The organism is Micromonospora sp. AKA38, assembly GCF_027925725.1.
In the GTDB taxonomy this organism is placed as follows: domain Bacteria; phylum Actinomycetota; class Actinomycetes; order Mycobacteriales; family Micromonosporaceae; genus Micromonospora.
Genome location: NZ_BNEI01000003.1, coordinates 912,656 through 928,528, shown reverse-complemented (window position 1 = coordinate 928,528; position 15,873 = coordinate 912,656). Strand labels below are relative to the sequence as shown.

General features: G+C 73.4%; 13 protein-coding genes. 4 read left to right on the top strand and 9 right to left on the bottom strand.

Features of this window, described 5'->3' with window-relative positions:
• Positions 1-126: 126 nt before the first annotated feature.
• The 3 genes from TPA0908_RS12780 to TPA0908_RS12770 all read right to left on the bottom strand — a co-directional run bounded on the left by TPA0908_RS12780 (position 127) and on the right by TPA0908_RS12770 (position 2,830).
• On the bottom strand, positions 127-1,566 hold the full coding sequence (locus tag TPA0908_RS12780) for an RICIN domain-containing protein (protein WP_281937693.1): 1,440 nt from the start codon (positions 1,564-1,566) through the stop codon (positions 127-129).
• A gap of 50 nt (positions 1,567-1,616) precedes the next feature.
• A complete protein-coding gene (locus TPA0908_RS12775) occupies positions 1,617-2,354 on the bottom strand; it encodes a cellulose binding domain-containing protein (RefSeq protein WP_281937692.1) in 738 nt (245 codons plus the stop codon).
• Positions 2,355-2,596: 242 nt separating this feature from the next.
• Positions 2,597-2,830, bottom strand: a complete 234-nt coding sequence (locus TPA0908_RS12770; RefSeq protein WP_281937691.1) for a GntR family transcriptional regulator — start codon at positions 2,828-2,830, stop codon at positions 2,597-2,599.
• Between the two features lie 176 nt (positions 2,831-3,006).
• On the opposite strand from TPA0908_RS12770, the gene TPA0908_RS12765 reads away from it, so the two are divergent.
• Both TPA0908_RS12765 and TPA0908_RS12760 read left to right on the top strand, forming a co-directional pair.
• The gene (locus TPA0908_RS12765; RefSeq protein ID WP_281937689.1) at positions 3,007-3,510 is read left to right on the top strand and encodes a hypothetical protein; all 504 of its coding nucleotides are present in this window, start codon (positions 3,007-3,009) and stop codon (positions 3,508-3,510) included.
• Between the two features lie 25 nt (positions 3,511-3,535).
• Positions 3,536-4,345, top strand: coding sequence for an Fpg/Nei family DNA glycosylase (locus TPA0908_RS12760; protein ID WP_281937687.1), 810 nt, complete (start codon positions 3,536-3,538; stop codon positions 4,343-4,345).
• Between the two features lies 1 nt (position 4,346).
• Here the strand turns inward: TPA0908_RS12760 and TPA0908_RS12755 are convergent, their stop codons facing one another.
• From TPA0908_RS12755 to TPA0908_RS12740, 4 genes are all read right to left on the bottom strand, one after another.
• Positions 4,347-5,222 carry an aminoglycoside phosphotransferase family protein gene (locus tag TPA0908_RS12755; RefSeq protein ID WP_281937685.1) on the bottom strand — a complete coding sequence of 292 codons (876 nt, stop codon included), beginning with the start codon at positions 5,220-5,222 and terminating at the stop codon, positions 4,347-4,349.
• 65 nt (positions 5,223-5,287) lie between these two features.
• Positions 5,288-6,709: a WGR domain-containing protein gene (locus tag TPA0908_RS12750; protein ID WP_281937683.1), complete on the bottom strand. Its 1,422-nt coding sequence runs from the start codon at positions 6,707-6,709 to the stop codon at positions 5,288-5,290.
• A 128-nt stretch (positions 6,710-6,837) separates the two neighbouring features.
• Positions 6,838-8,211 carry an FAD-dependent oxidoreductase gene (locus TPA0908_RS12745; RefSeq protein WP_281937681.1) on the bottom strand — a complete coding sequence of 458 codons (1,374 nt, stop codon included), beginning with the start codon at positions 8,209-8,211 and terminating at the stop codon, positions 6,838-6,840.
• Between the two features lie 41 nt (positions 8,212-8,252).
• Entirely contained in the window at positions 8,253-9,401 is a 1,149-nt protein-coding gene (locus TPA0908_RS12740; protein WP_281938578.1) for a carboxylate-amine ligase, read from the bottom strand.
• Between the two features lie 210 nt (positions 9,402-9,611).
• On the opposite strand from TPA0908_RS12740, the gene lysX reads away from it, so the two are divergent.
• Together lysX and TPA0908_RS12730 are read left to right on the top strand one after the other, a co-directional pair.
• A complete protein-coding gene (gene lysX, locus TPA0908_RS12735) occupies positions 9,612-12,923 on the top strand; it encodes a bifunctional lysylphosphatidylglycerol synthetase/lysine--tRNA ligase LysX (RefSeq protein WP_281937680.1) in 3,312 nt (1,103 codons plus the stop codon).
• Positions 12,924-13,034: 111 nt separating this feature from the next.
• The gene (locus TPA0908_RS12730; protein ID WP_281937679.1) at positions 13,035-14,459 is read left to right on the top strand and encodes a carbohydrate-binding protein; all 1,425 of its coding nucleotides are present in this window, start codon (positions 13,035-13,037) and stop codon (positions 14,457-14,459) included.
• A gap of 12 nt (positions 14,460-14,471) precedes the next feature.
• On the opposite strand, the gene TPA0908_RS12725 is transcribed toward TPA0908_RS12730, so the two are convergent.
• Positions 14,472-15,134, bottom strand: coding sequence for a DedA family protein (locus tag TPA0908_RS12725; protein WP_281937678.1), 663 nt, complete (start codon positions 15,132-15,134; stop codon positions 14,472-14,474).
• 78 nt (positions 15,135-15,212) lie between these two features.
• Entirely contained in the window at positions 15,213-15,860 is a 648-nt protein-coding gene (locus TPA0908_RS12720) for a DUF1349 domain-containing protein (protein ID WP_281937677.1), read from the bottom strand.
• Positions 15,861-15,873: the final 13 nt, after the last annotated feature.

Sequence of the window (15,873 nt, the reverse complement as noted above, 5' to 3'; positions counted from 1 at the left end):
CGGAGGCCGCGCATGACAGTGCGGAGGTACCCAGACGTGCGGAAGTCGACACCCGGTGACGGAACCGGGCCCGCCCGGCCGGCGTCCGGCCGGCGGGGACAGCCCGGCTCCGTCACGTGGGCGTCGTCAGGACTGGGTGCGTGACCACTGCTGGTTGGTGCCCCCGCCGCAGGTGAGCTGCTGGACGTCCGCGCCGTCGCCGGTGGCGGCGTTGACCACGTCCAGGCACTTGCCGCTGTGCCGGGCCCGGAGCTGGAACCAGCTGCCGACCGCGGCCCACTGCCACTGCTGGTTCGCGCCGCCGCCGCAGGTGTACTGGATGATGTTCGCGCCGTCGGCGGTGGACGCGTCGGCGACGTCGAGACACTTGCCGCTGTTGGCGTTCACCAGGCGGAACCAGCCGCCGCCGGCGTCCTGGAACTCCCACCGCTGGTTCCCGCCGCCGTTCCACGCCCACTGCTTGACCTCGGCGTTGTTCGCGGTGGAGTTGCCGATCACGTCCAGCACCCGACCGCTGTGCCGGGCGGTGACCCGGTACGAGACCGGTGTGTCGCCGGTGACCGTCCCCGCGGCCGTGTCGATGGTGACCGACGGGTACCAGGTCAGGCTCATGCTGGTGCTGGTCGGGAACGAGATCGGCAGCCACACGTACTGCGAGTCGTTGACCGGCCCACCCCACGCCCCCGCCCACCGGTCACCCAGGTAGAGGTAGCTGGTGGTGGCGGTGCCCTGGATCGGCAGCACGAAGGCGGGCTGGGAGTTGAACGTGGTGCCGTTGCCCACGTCGGTCCAGCCGCTCCACGGACCGGAGATGCTCGGCGCGGTGGCGTACCGGGCCTGGTTCGGGCTCCAGCCCGTCGCGGCGGAGGTCAGCAGGAAGTACGTGCCGCCCCGTTTGAACATCGCGGGCGCCTCGCGGGTCGCGCCGGCCCAGAAGTTGCCCACCAGGCCGGCGACGTTGAGGTAGTCCGAGGTGAGCCGGTAGATGTTCAGGTCGCGGTTCTCGTTGGCGGCCGAGATCATGTACGCGGTGCCGTTGTCGTTGTAGAGCGTGATGTCCCGGGACATGTGCTGCCCGAGCGGCCGGAAGCTGCCGTGGTAGGTGTAGTTGCCGTCCACCGTGGCCGACGACGCGACGGCGGCCCGGGCCTCGTTGTAGTCGGACCCGTTCTCCTTGTGCATCCACATCACGAACCGGCCGGTGCCGGCGTTGTAGATGACCTTCGGTCGTTCGATGTTGGCCCGCTGCAGTTCGGCCGCCGACGCCTGGGTCAGCACGTTGTTGCGGAACTCCCAGGTGCGCAGGTCCGTGGAGCGGTAGACGGAGACCGCCCGGAACGTGTTGTCCGGGTTCCGGTTCTCGCCGAACCAGTAGTAGTAGTTGTCGACCTTGAGGACGCCGCCGCCGTGGGCGTGCACCACCGCCCCGCTCGTGTCGGTGAACTGCGTGCCGTTGGTGACGGTCACCGGCGCCGCCTGCGCGCCCGTGGCCGGCCCGACAAGCGCCGCCGCGACGGCCACGGTGAGCGCCGCCAGGACCGCCCCGAGTCGTCCGCCCCGGCTCATCCGGTCGTTCCCTCCGTGGGGGACCGCCCGATCCGTCGACCGCATGCCGGTCACCGACCGCAGACCGGCGAGATGCCGGCGGACGCGCTGCTGGCGGCCACCAGCACGCCGAACGTGGTCGAGCCGCCCGGCGCCAGCGTCCCGTTCCAGGAGGCGTTGCGGACCGTGACGTTCTCGCCGGCGCGTTCCGCCACCCCGCCCCAGATCGACTCGATGCGCTCGTCACCGGTCCACCGCCACGAGACGACCCAGCCGCCGGTGGGCTGGGTCCCGGTGTTGCGCACGGTGACCGTGGCGATGAAGCCGCCGTACCACCGGCTGTCGATGGTGACCGTCGCGGTGCACGTCGACGTCGGCAGCGTCCGCGCCGGTCCACCGATGAAGTACGGGTCGCGCGTGCCGTGGGGGTCGCTGAACCGGAACCAGTAGTCGGTGTCCGGGGTCAGCCCGCCGACGGTCACCGTCCCGTACCGCTCCGGCCCGGTAACGGCCTCGGCCACCGGATTACGCCAGCCGGTGGCGTCCTCGCGGCTGGTGAAGAGGCTGACGACCAGCGGCGGGTCGTAACCGCAGGGCGGGCTGAGCAGCATCGAGTAGCTGATGGTGAGACTGGTGGCGGTGGCGCCGGTCACCTGGCCCCCGACCGGCAGCGCCGGCGGGCACACCAGCGTCGGAGTGGGCGCGGGCGTCGTCAGGACGGTGGCGGGCGGGCGGGCGGCGCCGGTCGAGGCGGCCAGGCCGGTCAGGGTGAGGGCGGCGGCCAGAGCCGCGCCGAGGGTACGGATCATCTGCGCTCCTGAGCTGAACTGCGGCCCCCGCGGCGCGGCCGGCGGTGGTGGCGTTCAACCGGCCCGGCGGCGCGACGGCGGCACGGCGGACTGCCGGAGAGGACTGCCCGGCGCCGGGTGGCGCACCACCCCGCGCGTCACTCTCCTGCTGGATCGAGCGGCTCGCACCGGCTCCCGAGCGCGACCGGAGTCAGTCTGTCATTCGACAGACGTCGATTCAATGGCGTCCCGCGCTGCGGTCGCTACCGCTGCTCAGCGACGAAGGTTCCCCGTGCGTGAACGGTGACGACGAGACCGCGATCCCGCAGCTCACGCATCGCCATCCGCACGGTTCCCCGGGCTACGCCGTAGGTCTGCTGCAAGTGGAGTTCACTCGGCAGCGGCTGTCCTGGACGTAACGTGCCCTCTTCGATCTGCTTGGCAAGCAGGTCCGCCAACTGCCGGTAGAGCGGCACGCTGTTGAGCGGACTCGTCATGGGCGGCAGCGTAGACACGCACATGATCTGTACGTGCCCGGGGATGTCCAGCCAATAGACGTCTAGCATCTAGACGTCTATTGGATGTACGTTTGGTCGAACGGCACGAAAGTGGCCCCCGGTCAGCGATTGCGGCGTTGGCCGGGGGCCTTGATCGCCCAGCTAGGAGGCGACCCGTGAGCAACCTACCCACCCTGCCCGAGTGCGGAGCACCGGCGACGCTGCGGATCGAGCTGTACACGACGGACTCGCTGGACGCCTGCGCGTACACCTGCGCGGCACACACCCCGCACGCCGTCGCCGTGTTGGGCCGGGCCGGGCTGGACGCGTACCCGATCGGTGTGGGACCTGGGATGTCGCGGCCCTGCGGGCATGTGTTCGTCTATCCGACCGGTGCCCTCGCCGCCCCGGACGACCTGGCCCACCCGCGTTGGTGCGACCGGGACCGTTGCCGGCTTCGCGGCCGACACTGCTCCCGGGCCGGCCGGGTGGACACCAACCGCTCGGAGTCGTCCGTCGTCCAGGTGGGGCTGGTGCGGGCGCTGCATCCCGCCGCCGAGACGATGGTGCGCCTGAGCGGCGCGGCCTCCGCCGTGGTGTTGTCGGTCGGGCAGGCGCGGGTGCTGCGGTACCGCCTGGCCCACCTGCTCGACCTGGCGGCGGTCAGCCGGCAGCGGTGAGAACCGCTGACTACGCTTGGCACCCGTGCCAGAGGGACACTCCATCCACCGACTCGCCGCCCGCCACGCCGAGCTGTTCGCCGGCGACAAGGTGCACGCCGACAGCCCGCAGGGGCGCTTCGCCGAGGGCGCGGCCCGGCTCACCGGCACCGTCCTGGACGGCACCGAGGCGTACGGCAAGCACCTGCTGCACCACTACGCCGGCGAGCTGACGCTGCACGTGCACCTCGGGCTGTACGGCAGGTTCGCCGACGGGCCGGGGGAGCCGCCGGCCCCGGTCGGCCAGCTCCGGCTGCGCCTGCACAGCGACCGCAACTGGTTGGAGCTGCGCGGCCCCGCCGCCTGCGAGCTGCTCACTCCGCCCGAGGTGGCGGCGCTGCGTGGCCGGCTCGGCCCGGACCCGCTGCGCGCCGACGCCGACCCGGACCGGGCGTACGCGCGGATCCGGCGCAGCCCCACCCCGCTCGCCGCGCTGCTGCTGGACCAGTCCGTGGTGGCCGGCACCGGGCTGATCTTCGTGACCGAGGCGCTGTTCCGCGCCGGGCTGCCACCGCTGCTGCCCGGACGGGAGCTGACGCCGGCCGGCTGGGCGGAACTCTGGGCGGACCTGGTGATGCTGATGACCCGCGCGGTCGAGCGCGGCCGGATCGACACCGTGCGCGACGCGGACCTGCCGGAGGCCACCGGCCGGGCACCGCGCGTCGACCGGCACGGCGGCGAGGTGTACGTCTACCGCCGCCCGGGCGAGCCCTGCCACGTCTGCGGCACCCCGGTGAGCCGGGGCACGCTGGCCGGTCGCAACCTCTACTGGTGCCCCACCTGCCAGGCCGGCTGAGTCAGCACTCGTCGAGCAGCCAGCGGGCCGCCTCGATGTTGCCGGGGAAGACCTGGTCGCCGCCGACGCTCCAGGCCAGCGTCTGGCCGATCGCCCAGCCGCGGACCCGGGCCCGGTCCAGGCCCAGCTCGGCGCTGAGCCGGTCGAGCCGGTGCCGCACCGCCGCGGGAGAGTGGCCCAGCTCGGCGCCGCGGACCAGCGGCACCACCGCGAACTCCCGCTCACCGACAAGCGGCTTCGGGTCGATGACCAGCCACGGCTCGCGGTCGGCCGCCAGCACGTTGCCGGCGTGCAGATCCTGGTTGACCAGCACCTGCTCGCCCTGGTCCGGGGCCAGCTCGGCGAGCAGGCCGAGGGTGGCGTCGAGCAGCCGCCGCTCGTACGGCCGGTTGGTCCGTCGCCAGTTGGCCGGCATCCGCTCGGCCCAGCCGGCCGCCTCCTCGGCGAGCGGCGTGAACGGCGGGCCGGCCGGCACCGCGAGCCGGGGCAGCAGGCCGACCGCGGCGTCGAGCGCGGCGTCGAGCGCCAGCGTGTGCAGCGGTACGCCCGGGTCGCAGCGCTCCACGAGCAGCGCGCGGCGGTCGGCGTCGTGGGCGAGCAGCCGGATCGCGCCCCGGCCGGCCCAGTGTGCCAGCGCGGTGGCCTCGTGGACGCTGTCGTCGTCCGGGTACTGCAGTTTCAGCACCGCCCGCGTGCCGTCCGGCAGCTCGGCCGGCAGGGCCAGCGAGGCGAACGCGTAGGCGAACGGCGGCCCGACGGCCGTCAGCTCCCACTGCGCCACGCACTCCGCCAACCGGTCCGGCAGCTCCGCCAGCCAGGCCCGCCCGAGCGGCGTCCGCTCGGTCCACCGCAACCCGTCCGGGATCTCCCACCGCATCCGGCCATCCTGACCGAGTGCGGCGACCGGCGCCGCCCCGACCCGCCCCGCCCGCCGGGACCCGGTTACCGCAGCCGGCGGATGTCGCCGTACGCCCGGTAGAAGCCACCCCGGCCGGACTCGCGGACCTCGCTGACCAGGTAGCGGGCCCCGGGTTCCCGGATGCCCTTGGGGAACTGGACCGACCAGTCCCGCTGATAGCCGTCGGAGAGGACGTGGACCCGCAGCCGGCCGCCGTGCTCGACGCACTGCACCAGCACGCCGTCCCGGCTGTCGGTGGTCACCTCGACCGTGGCCCAGGCGGCCGGCTCGGGCAGCCGAGCCGGTGCCTTGACGTCCACCACCTCGGGCACGTCGCCCGCCTCGGCCGCCCGGATCGCCGCCTCGCCGGCGTCGATGCAGGCCAGGTAGCCGCTGGTGGTCACCACGTAGAGCCGCTGGTCGTGATACTGCATGGAGTACGCCGAGCCGCAGCCGGTGCCGAGCTTCCACAGCCGGTTGCCGGCCGCGTCGAAGCAGTAGATCGAGGAGGCGCTGTCCCCGGCGAAGACGTACCGACCGTCCTCGGCGGTGGCACACGAGAAGACCGGGGCGTCACAGCGGTACGTCCGCTCGGCCCGGCCGTCCTTGCGCAGTCGCACCACCTCCCGGGTGCCGGTGCCGGCGAACACCGTGTCGCGCTCCTGCCAGCCGAAGAGCACCGCCCCGGTGCCGGTGTGCCACAGCTCCCGCCCGGTGCGCCAGTCGTAGCCGGTGACGCCCTGCGAGTGACCGTGGTAGAGCGCGTCGGCGTCGCAGCGCACCATCCAGGCGGACCGGCCGCGCCCGGCCCGGCGCCAGAGGAACTCGTCCTCGTGGTCGAACGCGGCGACGCCGCCCTCGCGGTCCGAGACGCCGAGGATGCCGTCGTGGATGTCCAGCCAGTAGATGTCGATCTCCGGTGCGATCGCGTACGCCGCCCGGGGCACCTTGCCGGAGAGGTCGTAGACGTTGCCGTCGTCGCAGCCGGCGTAGACCCAGGCGTCGTCGGCGACGATGCACTTCACGCCGTCGGGGAGCCGGACCTGGTTCACCATCCGGGCGTCGTGGTCCAGCGTGGTGATCACGCCGTGCTCGTTGCCGACCATGCAGTGCCGCCCATCCACGAAGATGCCGAAGGCGGGCGCGCCCGAGGCGTACCGCCAGAGGACCGGGGCGGTACGGGCGGTGGAGCGGGTGCTCACGATCTCCCGGCGGGAGACCGGCCGCTTCCGGCGTACGCCGGGCACCGCGGGGACGTAGCCCTTGCGGACCTTCTCGCCGATCTTCTTCGCCGCGGCGGCCCGGGCCCGGGCGTTGTCCGGGTAGGCGCTGGTCTTCACCTGCCCCTGGTCACCGATCCGTCCGAAGCGGACGGTCATCGCCGCGTCGTTCACCACCACCTCGTAGAACTTGTGCGCGCCTCCGTCCACTTCGGACAGTTCAAGGTAGGTCGTCTCCTGCGACATGGGGGTTACCTCCGAGCGAGTGCCGAACCGACAGCGCGCACACGCTAACCCTGCCCTCCGACAGAGCCGGAACCGGAAGGTGAGAAGGGCCCCCTTCTCTACCGGAGGCGTTAAGAAGGGGCCCTTCCTTACCGCTCGGCGAGGGCGTCGACGGCCTTGCGGGCGGCGATCAGCACCGGGTCCCAGACCGGGGCGTACGGGGGCGCGTAACCGAGGTCGAGCGCGGTCATCTCGTCCACCGTCATGCCGTTCCACAGCGCCACGGCCAGCGCGTCGATCCGTTTGGCCGCCTCGGACCAGCCGACGATCTGCGCCCCGAGCAGCCGCCCGCCGGGCCGCTCGGCGATCAGCTTCACGGTCATCTTCTGCGCGCCCGGGTAGTAGCCGGCCCGGTTCGTCGACTCGGCCGTCACCGTGACGAACTCGAACCCGGCCTCGGTGGCGTCCCGCTCGCGCAGCCCGGTGCGCCCGACCTCCAGCTCGCAGACCTTGGTGACGGCGGTGCCGATCACGCCGGGGAACGTGGCGTACCCGCCGCCGATGTTGATCCCGGCGACCCGGCCCTGCTTGTTGGCGTGCGTGCCGAGCGGGACGTGCACCGGCATGCCGCTGACCCGGTGCAGGCTCTCCACGCAGTCGCCGGCCGCCCAGACGCCGGGCGCGCCGGGCACCCGCATCCGGCGGTCCACCCGGATCGCGCCGGACGGCCCGAGCGGCAGGCCGGCGGCCTCGGCGAGCCGGGTGTTGGGGCGTACGCCGAGACCCAGCACCACGACGTCGGCCGGGATCGGCCCCGCGTCGGTGACCACTGCGGCGATCCGACCGTCCCGTTCCTCCAGGCCGGTGACCGTCGTCCCGGTGCGGATGCCGATGCCGACCTGCCGCATCGCCTCGCCGACCAGCTCGCCCATGTCCGGGTCCACGGTCGCCATCGGCTGCGCGGACTGCTCGACCAACTGGACCGTGAGCCCGCGGTGCACCAGCGCCTCGGCCATCTCCACGCCGACGTAGCCGCCGCCGACCACCACCGCGTGCCGCGGTCGGGGCTCGCGTTCGAGCCAGTCGAGCACCGCGGCGCCGTCGTCGAGCGTCTGCACGCCGAACACGCCGGCCACCTCGTCGCGGGCCCACTCCGGCTGCACCGGGGTGGCGCCGGTGGCGTACACCAGCGTGTCGAAGCCGGCGCGGACCTCGCCGCCGCCGTCGAGGTCCCGGGCGACCACCTCGCGGCGGCCCAGGTCGATGGCGGTGACCTCGTGCCGGGTCCGGACGTCGATGTCGAAGTCGTCGCGGAATGCGGCCGGGGTGCGGGCGACGAGTTGGTCGCGTTCCGGCACCAGGCCGCTCACCCAGTACGGGATGCCGCAGGCCGAGTAGGACGTGAAGTGTCCCCGCTCGAACGCGACGATCTCCAGGTCCGCCCGGTCGCGGCGGCGCCGCGCCTGGGAGGCCGCCGACATGCCGGCGGCGTCCCCGCCGACGACGATCATCCGCTCCGCCACGCCGCTCATCCTGTCACGCCCCGACCGGGCCGCGGGGCGGCTCAACCACGGGTCTGCCGGGCCACGTCCGCGACCACGTCGACCAGCTTGCCGGTCTTGGCGAACACCGCCCGCTGCCGGGCCGCGCCGCTGCCGTGCCGGCGCAGCCCGTCCAGCAGCTCGGTCACCCGGTCGAGGTCGCCGTGCCGCTCCAGCTCCGGGCGGAGCCGGTCGACGAGTCGCTCCAGCAGCTCCCAGGCCGGGCGCAGCTCGCCGTCGGTCAGGTCGACGCCCTGGCCCTCCAGCCCGTCGTGGGCGGCCCGCCAGTGCGCGGCGACCAGCAGGTGGTGGTCGGTGTTGACGGCCCGCCGGCCGGCCGCGATGTCGGTGAGCGCGGTCGCGACCAGGCCCCGGACCAGCGCGGCCACCAGCACCGCGTCGTCCACCGACGGGCAGACGTCGCCGATCCTGATCTCCACGGTCGGGTACTTGGCGGAGAGCCGGGCGTACCAGTAGAGCATTCCCTCGTCGAGCATCACGCCGCTGGCGATGAGCTGCCGGATCAGCCGCTGGTAGTGCTCGTGCGACTCCAGGTAGGGCGTGGGCGCCACCGACGGCCAGCGTTCCCACTCGATCGAGCGCCAGCTCGCGTAGCCGGTGTCCTCGCCCCGGGAGAACGGGGAGTTGGTGGTGACCGCCTGGAGGGTCGGCAGCCAGGGCCGGACGTGGTTGAGCACCTGCACGCCGGTGTCCGGGTCCGGCACGCCGACGTGCACGTGCATGCCGTTGTTGCCCGGACCGGGCACCAGCAGCCGGAACCGTTCGATCATCCGGTCGAAGCGCGGCTTGTCCACCACCGCCGGCACCGGTCCGTCGACCGGCCCGGTGCCGATCGCCAGCAGGCGTACGCCGGCCCGCTCGGCCGCGTCGGCCAACTCGGCGCGGAGCATCCCCAGCGAGTGCCGGATCGAGGACAGCTCCAGCCCCGGCGGGCTGCCGATCTCGATCTGGCTGGTCTGGAACTCGCGTTCCACCTGGCCGCGCAGCTCGGCCGGCACCTGCTCCATCACCAGCTCGACGGCGGGCACGGCGGTGCCGGTGTGTGGATCGGCGAGCAGGAACTCCTCCTCCACGCCGACCGTCAGCAGGTCCGTCCCGCCCTCGGCGGCGTGCCGTTCCCGCTCCGCCACTGAGCCGCTCATCGCCACCACCGCCTCTTTCCGACCGGCCGCGACACCGTGCCGCGTGGTCGACGCTCTGTTACCCACCGTGTCGATGCCCGAAAACGCGTCGGACGGCGTGTCGGCCCGATTCGCCCGGTCGGTCGTGTGCCGCCGTGCCGCGGAGGGCCGTCGGGTGACGGGACGCGGGACTACGATGAGCCGGCCCGGCGGGCGGTCGCCGGGCCGGAGGAGGTCGTGGTGACTCCGAACGGCACGTCGCGCACGGTGACCGGCGTTCGCGCCCAGGTTCCACGCGGCTTCGCGATCCTGCTCGCGGTGATCGCGGCGGTCTGCGCGCTGGCGGCGCTGAGCAGCGCGGTGGCCGCCGACGTCCAACCGGTCCGCACCGCGATCGACGCGCTGCTGGTGCCCGCGCCGGCGAACCTCGCGTACGCGGTCTTCCTCGGCGTCCTGGCCGCCGCCGCGAGGCGGCGCAAGCGGCTGGCCTGGTGGGTGCTGCTGGTCTACTTCAGTCTCACGCTGGTGGTCGGCCTGACGGCAGGTGGGCTGCTGCTGCTGGTGGGCGCCAACGAGCTGAACCACGCCGCCGGCCAGCGCCTCTTCGGCACGCTGGAGACGATCGGCGTCTGGGTCGGCATCGCGTTCGCCGCCGCCGCGGTGGCGCTGCTGGTGGCCGCGCGGCGGGAGTTCTACGCCCGGGTCCGGTCCGGCAGCACCTGGCGTGCGCTGGGCGTGCTCGCCGGCCTGGCCGCCGTCTTCGTCGGCCTGGGCTATCTGCTGCTCCTGGTCGAGCCGGGCAGCCTGCACACCTGGTCGGACCGGCTGGGCTACGCGGTGGAGAAGGTCTTCGGTGGCGCGATCACGCTGGACCTGACCCGTCGGGGGCAGGCGCCCGGCTGGGTCAACCTGCTGCTCGGCGCGTTCGGCGCGACGGCGTTCCTGGCCGCGCTGTTCACGCTGGTCCGCTCGCAGCGGGCCAACGCGGTGCTGCACGCCGGTGAGGAGGAGCGGATCCGGGAGCTGCTGGCCCGGCACGGCGAGCGGGACTCGCTCGGCTACTTCGCCACCCGGCGGGACAAGGCCGCCGTCTTCTCGGCCAGCGGCAAGGCCGCGCTCACCTACCGGGTGGTCAACGGCGTCAGCCTGGCCAGCGGCGACCCGGTCGGCGACCCGGAGGCGTGGGGGCCGGCCATCGAGGCGTGGCTGGAGCACTCCCGGGCGTACGCCTGGACGCCGGCGGTGCTCGGCGCCAGCGAGGCCGGCGCGCGGGCGTACCGCCGGCACGGCCTGAAGGTGCTCCAGCTCGGCGACGAGGCGATCCTGCACACCCGGGAGTTCGACCTGGACGGCCGGGACATGCGGCCGGTCCGGCAGGCGGTGCACCGGGTCGAGCGGGCCGGCTACACCGCCCGGGTCCGCCGGCACGCCGAGATCCCGCCGGAGGAGCTGGCCGAGGTGGCCGGGCTGGCCACCGCGTGGCGGGACACCGGGCACGAGCGCGGCTTCTCGATGGCGTTGGGCCGGCTCGGTGACCCGGCCGACGGTGACTGCGTGCTGGTCGAGGCGTGCGACGGCGCGGGCCGGGTGCGCGGGCTGCTCTCGTTCAGCCCGTGGGGCACGCACGGCGTCTCGCTGGACCTGATGCGCCGGGACCGCGCCGCCGAGAACGGCGTCACCGAGTTCATGGTGGCCGCGCTGCTGGCCGCCGGCCCGCGCCTCGGCGTCGACCGGGTGTCGCTCAACTTCGCCGCGTTCCGGTCGGTGTTCGAGCAGGGCGCGCGGATCGGCGCCGGTCCGATCATCCGGGCCTGGCGGCACACGCTGCTCTTCTTCTCCCGCTGGTGGCAGCTCGAGTCGCTCTACCTCTCCAACGCGAAGTACCAACCGCACTGGACGCCGCGCTACCTCTGCTTCGCCGAGCGCCGCGAGCTGGCTCGGGTCGGTCTCGCGGCGGTCGCCGCGGAGGGCTTCCTGGCCCTGCCCGGTGGGCGGCCCACGCCGCTGCACGGGGTGCCGCCGGCCGGCGGTGGGATCGGCTACGTGCCGCCGGCCGCCGCGGCGGTCCGGGCCGTCCCGCCGGAGCCGCCCGCCGCGCGTCGGCCGGAGCAGATCCGGGTACGCGTGGCGAAGCTCGACCGGTTGCGGGCCGCCGGCGTCGACCCGTACCCGGTGGGCTATCCGCGCACCGCGACCTGCGCGGCGGTGCGGGACCGGCACGCCGGGCTGGCCCCGGACACCGGTGCCGGCGAGACGGTGGCGGTGGCCGGGCGGGTGCTGCTGGTCCGCGACCACGGGCGGGTCCTGTTCGCCACGATCCGGGACGGCAGCGGCGATCTTCAGTTGATGCTGGAGCACGACCTGGACCGGTGGCGGTCGACTGTCGACATCGGCGACCACGTGGGCGCCACCGGCGAGGTGTACGCGACCCGACGTGGCGAGGTGTCGGTGCGGGTGACCGGCTGGGAGCTGACCGCCAAGTGCCTGCGCCCGCTGCCGGACAAGCACCACGGGCTGGCCGATCCGGAGGCCCGGGTCCGGCAGCGGTACCTGGACCTGGCGCTGGACCCGGCGGCCCGGGAGATGGTGCGGGCCCGGAGCGCGACGCTGCACAGCCTGCGCGTCGGGCTGGCCGGGCGGGACTTCCTGGAGGTGGAGACGCCGATCCTGCAACGGGTGCACGGTGGCGCGAACGCCCGCCCGTTCGTCACCCACATCAACGCGTACGACCTGCGGTTGAGTCTGCGGATCGCGCCGGAGCTGTATCTGAAGCGGCTCGCCGTGGGCGGCATCGAGCGGGTCTACGAGTTGGGCCGGGCGTTCCGCAACGAGGGCGTGGACGCCACCCACAACCCGGAGTTCACCGTGCTGGAGGCGTACCAGGCGTACGCCGACTACCAGGACATGCGGGCGTTGGCCCGGGAGCTGATCGTGGCGGCGGCGACCGCGGTGCACGGTGCGCCGGTGGCCCGCCGGCCCGGCGGCGAGCTGGTCGACCTGGGCGGCGAGTGGCGGGCGGTCACGGTGCACGAGGCGGTCTCGGCCGCGCTGGGCGAGGAGGTCACCGCCGACACCGAGTTGGCCGCGTTGCGCAAGCTGGCCGACGCGGCCGGGGTGCCGTTCGATCCGCGCTGGTCGGCCGGCGCGGTGCTGCTGGAGCTGTACGAGCGGCTGGTCGAGGCGCGTACCGAGGCGCCGACGTTCTATCTCGACTTCCCGACCGAGGTGTCGCCGTTGACCCGGCAGCACCGGCGTGATCCCCGGTTGGCCGAACGCTGGGACCTGGTGGCGTACGGGATGGAGCTGGGCACGGCGTACTCCGAGCTGGTCGATCCGACCGAGCAGCGGCGGCGGCTCACCGCGCAGTCGTTGCAGGCGGCCGGCGGCGACCCGGAGGCGATGGAGCTGGACGAGGACTTCCTCACCGCTTTGGAGTACGCGATGCCGCCGACCGGCGGGTTGGGGCTCGGCGTGGACCGCCTGGTGATGCTGCTGACCGGCCGTTCGATCCGGGAGACGTTGCCCTTCCCGCTGGTCCGCGAGTCCTCCTGACCGTCGCCGCCACCGGCATTCATTGAAGATTGTTGACAAATGCGGGGGCAGGCGCGTACAAATCGCTCTCAGAGAGCGCTCTCCGCCCCGTCCCCGCAGAGAGGCACCCCGATGAACCCGATTCCGGCGGCCCCGGCCGCCCCCACCACCGTGCCCCGGTCCCGCCGCCGGCTCGCCCTGGCCGCGACCGTGCTCGCCGCCACCACCGCGCTCGCCGGCGTCCAGATGACCGCGCAGGCCGCCGTGCCGTCCCCGCCCGCCGGGTGGAACCTGGTGTGGAGCGACGACTTCACCGGCGCGGCCGGCACGCTGCCCTCGTCCGCCAACTGGATCGTCGACACCGGCACCAGCTACCCGGGCGGCCCGGCAAACTGGGGCACCGGCGAGATCCAGACCTACACCTCCAGCACCGCCAACCTGTCCCAGGACGGTGCCGGCAACCTGCGCATCACCCCGCTGAAGGACAGCGCCGGCCGCTGGACGTCGGCCCGGATCGAGACGGTACGCAGCAACTTCAAGCCGTCGAGCGGCGGCGTGCTGGCGATCGAGGGCCGCATCCAGATGCCCAACGTCACCGGCGCGGCGGCGGCCGGCTACTGGCCGGCGTTCTGGGCGCTCGGCTCGCCCTACCGGGGCAACTACCAGAACTGGCCCGGCATCGGCGAGTTCGACGTGATGGAGAACGTCAACGGGATCAACTCGGTCTGGGGCGTGCTGCACTGCGGCGTCGCGCCGGGCGGCCCGTGCGACGAGTTCAACGGCCGGGGCGCGTCCCGCGCCTGCCCGGGCAGCACCTGCCAGTCGGCGTTCCACACCTACCGGTTCGAGTGGGACACCTCGGTGAGCCCGCAGCAACTGCGCTGGTACGTCGACGGCCAGCAGTTCCACACCGTCACCCAGACCCAGGTCGGTGAGCCGTACTGGACCCAGATGACCAGTCACGCCGGCTACTTCCTGCTGCTCAACGTGGCGATGGGCGGCGGCTTCCCGAACGGCGTTGCCGGCTCCGCCACGCCGACCGCGTCGACCGTGTCCGGCCGGCCGATGCTCGTCGACTACGTGGCGGTCTACTCCCGGGGCGGCGGGAGCAACCCGTCGCCGACGCCGACCACGCCGCCGCCGGGCGGGGTGCGGGACGCGTACGCGACCATCCAGGCCGAGTCGTTCAACGCGCAGAACGGCGTGCAGGTGGAGACGTGCGCCGAGGGCGGGCAGGACATCGGCTTCCTGGCCAACGGTGACTGGGCCCGCTACGACAACGTCGACTTCGGCTCCACGCCGCCACGCGACTTCGTGGCCCGGGTCGCGTCCGGCGCGGCGGCCGGGGTGAGCGGCCTGGTGGAGGTGCGGGTGGACAGCCCCACCGCGACGCCGATCGGCAGCTTCGCGGTCGGCAACACCGGTGGCTGGCAGACCTGGACCTCGGTGCCCGGCAACGTGGGCGCGGTGACCGGCCGGCACACCGTCTACCTCACGTTCAGCAGCGGCCAGCCGTCGGACTTCGTCAACGTCAACTGGTTCACGTTCCGCCGCTGATCGGCCCGGCGGTCAGCGCCCGGTGGTCACCGACTGCCGGGCGCGCCGCCGGCGCACCTTCTTCACCGCCCAGCTCACGATCATCACGCCGAAGACCGCGAAGATTGCGTAGTTGAACCACTGGCTGTAGCGGTCGACGTCCTCCCAGCGTGAGCCGAGCAGGAAGCCGGCGCCCACGATCAGCGTGTTCCACACCCCGCTGCCGAGCGTGGTGAGCAGGATGAACTCGCCCAGCGGCATACGGTTCGCGCCGGCCGGGATCGACACCAGGCTGCGGACCACCGGCACCACCCGGCCGATCAGCACCGCCCAGCGGCCGTGCCGCTCGAACCAGCGGTCCGCCTTCTCCAGGTCCTCCAGGTCGACCAGCGGGATGTGGTCGAGCCACCGCTTGAGCCGGTCCTCGCCGAGCGCCGCGCCGAGCCAGTAGAGCACCAGCGCGCCGAGCAGCGAGCCGGCGGTCGCGGCCAGCACGATCACCACCACGTTGAACCGGCCCTCGGCGGACAGGTAGCCCGCCATCGCCAGCACGATCTCGCTCGGGATCGGCGGGATGATGCTCTCCAGCGCCACGAGCAGCGCCACGCCGACCGCGCCCCACGCGTCGATCACGCTCGCCACCCACCCGGTCAGCCCGGTGAACTGGTTCGGATCGACGTTCTGGGCGAGGGCCATGGCGGTCCTTCCACACGGGTGCCGGAGATCCGGGGGTAGTACCCGGGTGAGTCTTGCTCACACCCGCCGGTGACCGGGCTAACCCTCCGGGTGCAGCGCCTCGTCCGCTGGCCCCCGCCGCCAGCCGGTGAAGCGGACCAGCAGGCCGCCGTGGCTGGGCGAGCAGCAGTACGGCCCGGCCGTCGCGGACGCCGCCGGGTCGAGCGGCGCGACCCGCACCAGTCGCCACGGCTCGCCGTCCACCCGGGCGCGGACCGTCAACGCGTCGCCGGCCCGGCTCACCCGGATCGTCACCTCCCGCCCCGACCACTCCGGCACCGGCGCCACCGACCAGTCGGAGAACTCGTCGGTCACCACGGCGCCGACCTGCGGCACGCCGTCGCTCACCTCGACCCCGGCCTTCGTCCACCGCCGCTCGTCCACCCGCACCAGCACGCCGGCCTGGTCGAACTGCGCGGCGTAGTCGAGCCGGAACGACACCTCCACGGCGGTGTCCCCGGCGAACGGCGCGAGCAGCGCCGAACCGTCGTCGTGCACGAAGCCGTAGCTGGTGCGTCGCCAGAAGTCGCTGCCCCCGCGCGGCTCGACAAGCAGCCCGCCGTCGACCGCCTCGGCCCGCTCCGGCGGATTGAGCCACGTGCCGGCCGACCAGTCGGTGTCCTCGCTCATGCTGTGCTGGCTGGGCATGCCCTCACGGCCCTCGCTCCGCTCGGTGCGTTCGCTCATGCCGGCACCGTAC

Coding starts and splice junctions, on each gene's coding strand:
- TPA0908_RS12755 (WP_281937685.1), bottom strand. CDS start 5,222: ATGCGGTGGGAGATCCCGGACGGGTTGCGGTGGACCGAGCGGACGCCG.
- TPA0908_RS12720 (WP_281937677.1), bottom strand. CDS start 15,860: ATGAGCGAACGCACCGAGCGGAGCGAGGGCCGTGAGGGCATGCCCAGC.
- TPA0908_RS12750 (WP_281937683.1), bottom strand. CDS start 6,709: ATGTCGCAGGAGACGACCTACCTTGAACTGTCCGAAGTGGACGGAGGC.
- TPA0908_RS12725 (WP_281937678.1), bottom strand. CDS start 15,134: ATGGCCCTCGCCCAGAACGTCGATCCGAACCAGTTCACCGGGCTGACC.
- TPA0908_RS12730 (WP_281937679.1), top strand. CDS start 13,035: ATGAACCCGATTCCGGCGGCCCCGGCCGCCCCCACCACCGTGCCCCGG.
- TPA0908_RS12775 (WP_281937692.1), bottom strand. CDS start 2,354: ATGATCCGTACCCTCGGCGCGGCTCTGGCCGCCGCCCTCACCCTGACC.
- TPA0908_RS12780 (WP_281937693.1), bottom strand. CDS start 1,566: ATGAGCCGGGGCGGACGACTCGGGGCGGTCCTGGCGGCGCTCACCGTG.
- TPA0908_RS12770 (WP_281937691.1), bottom strand. CDS start 2,830: ATGACGAGTCCGCTCAACAGCGTGCCGCTCTACCGGCAGTTGGCGGAC.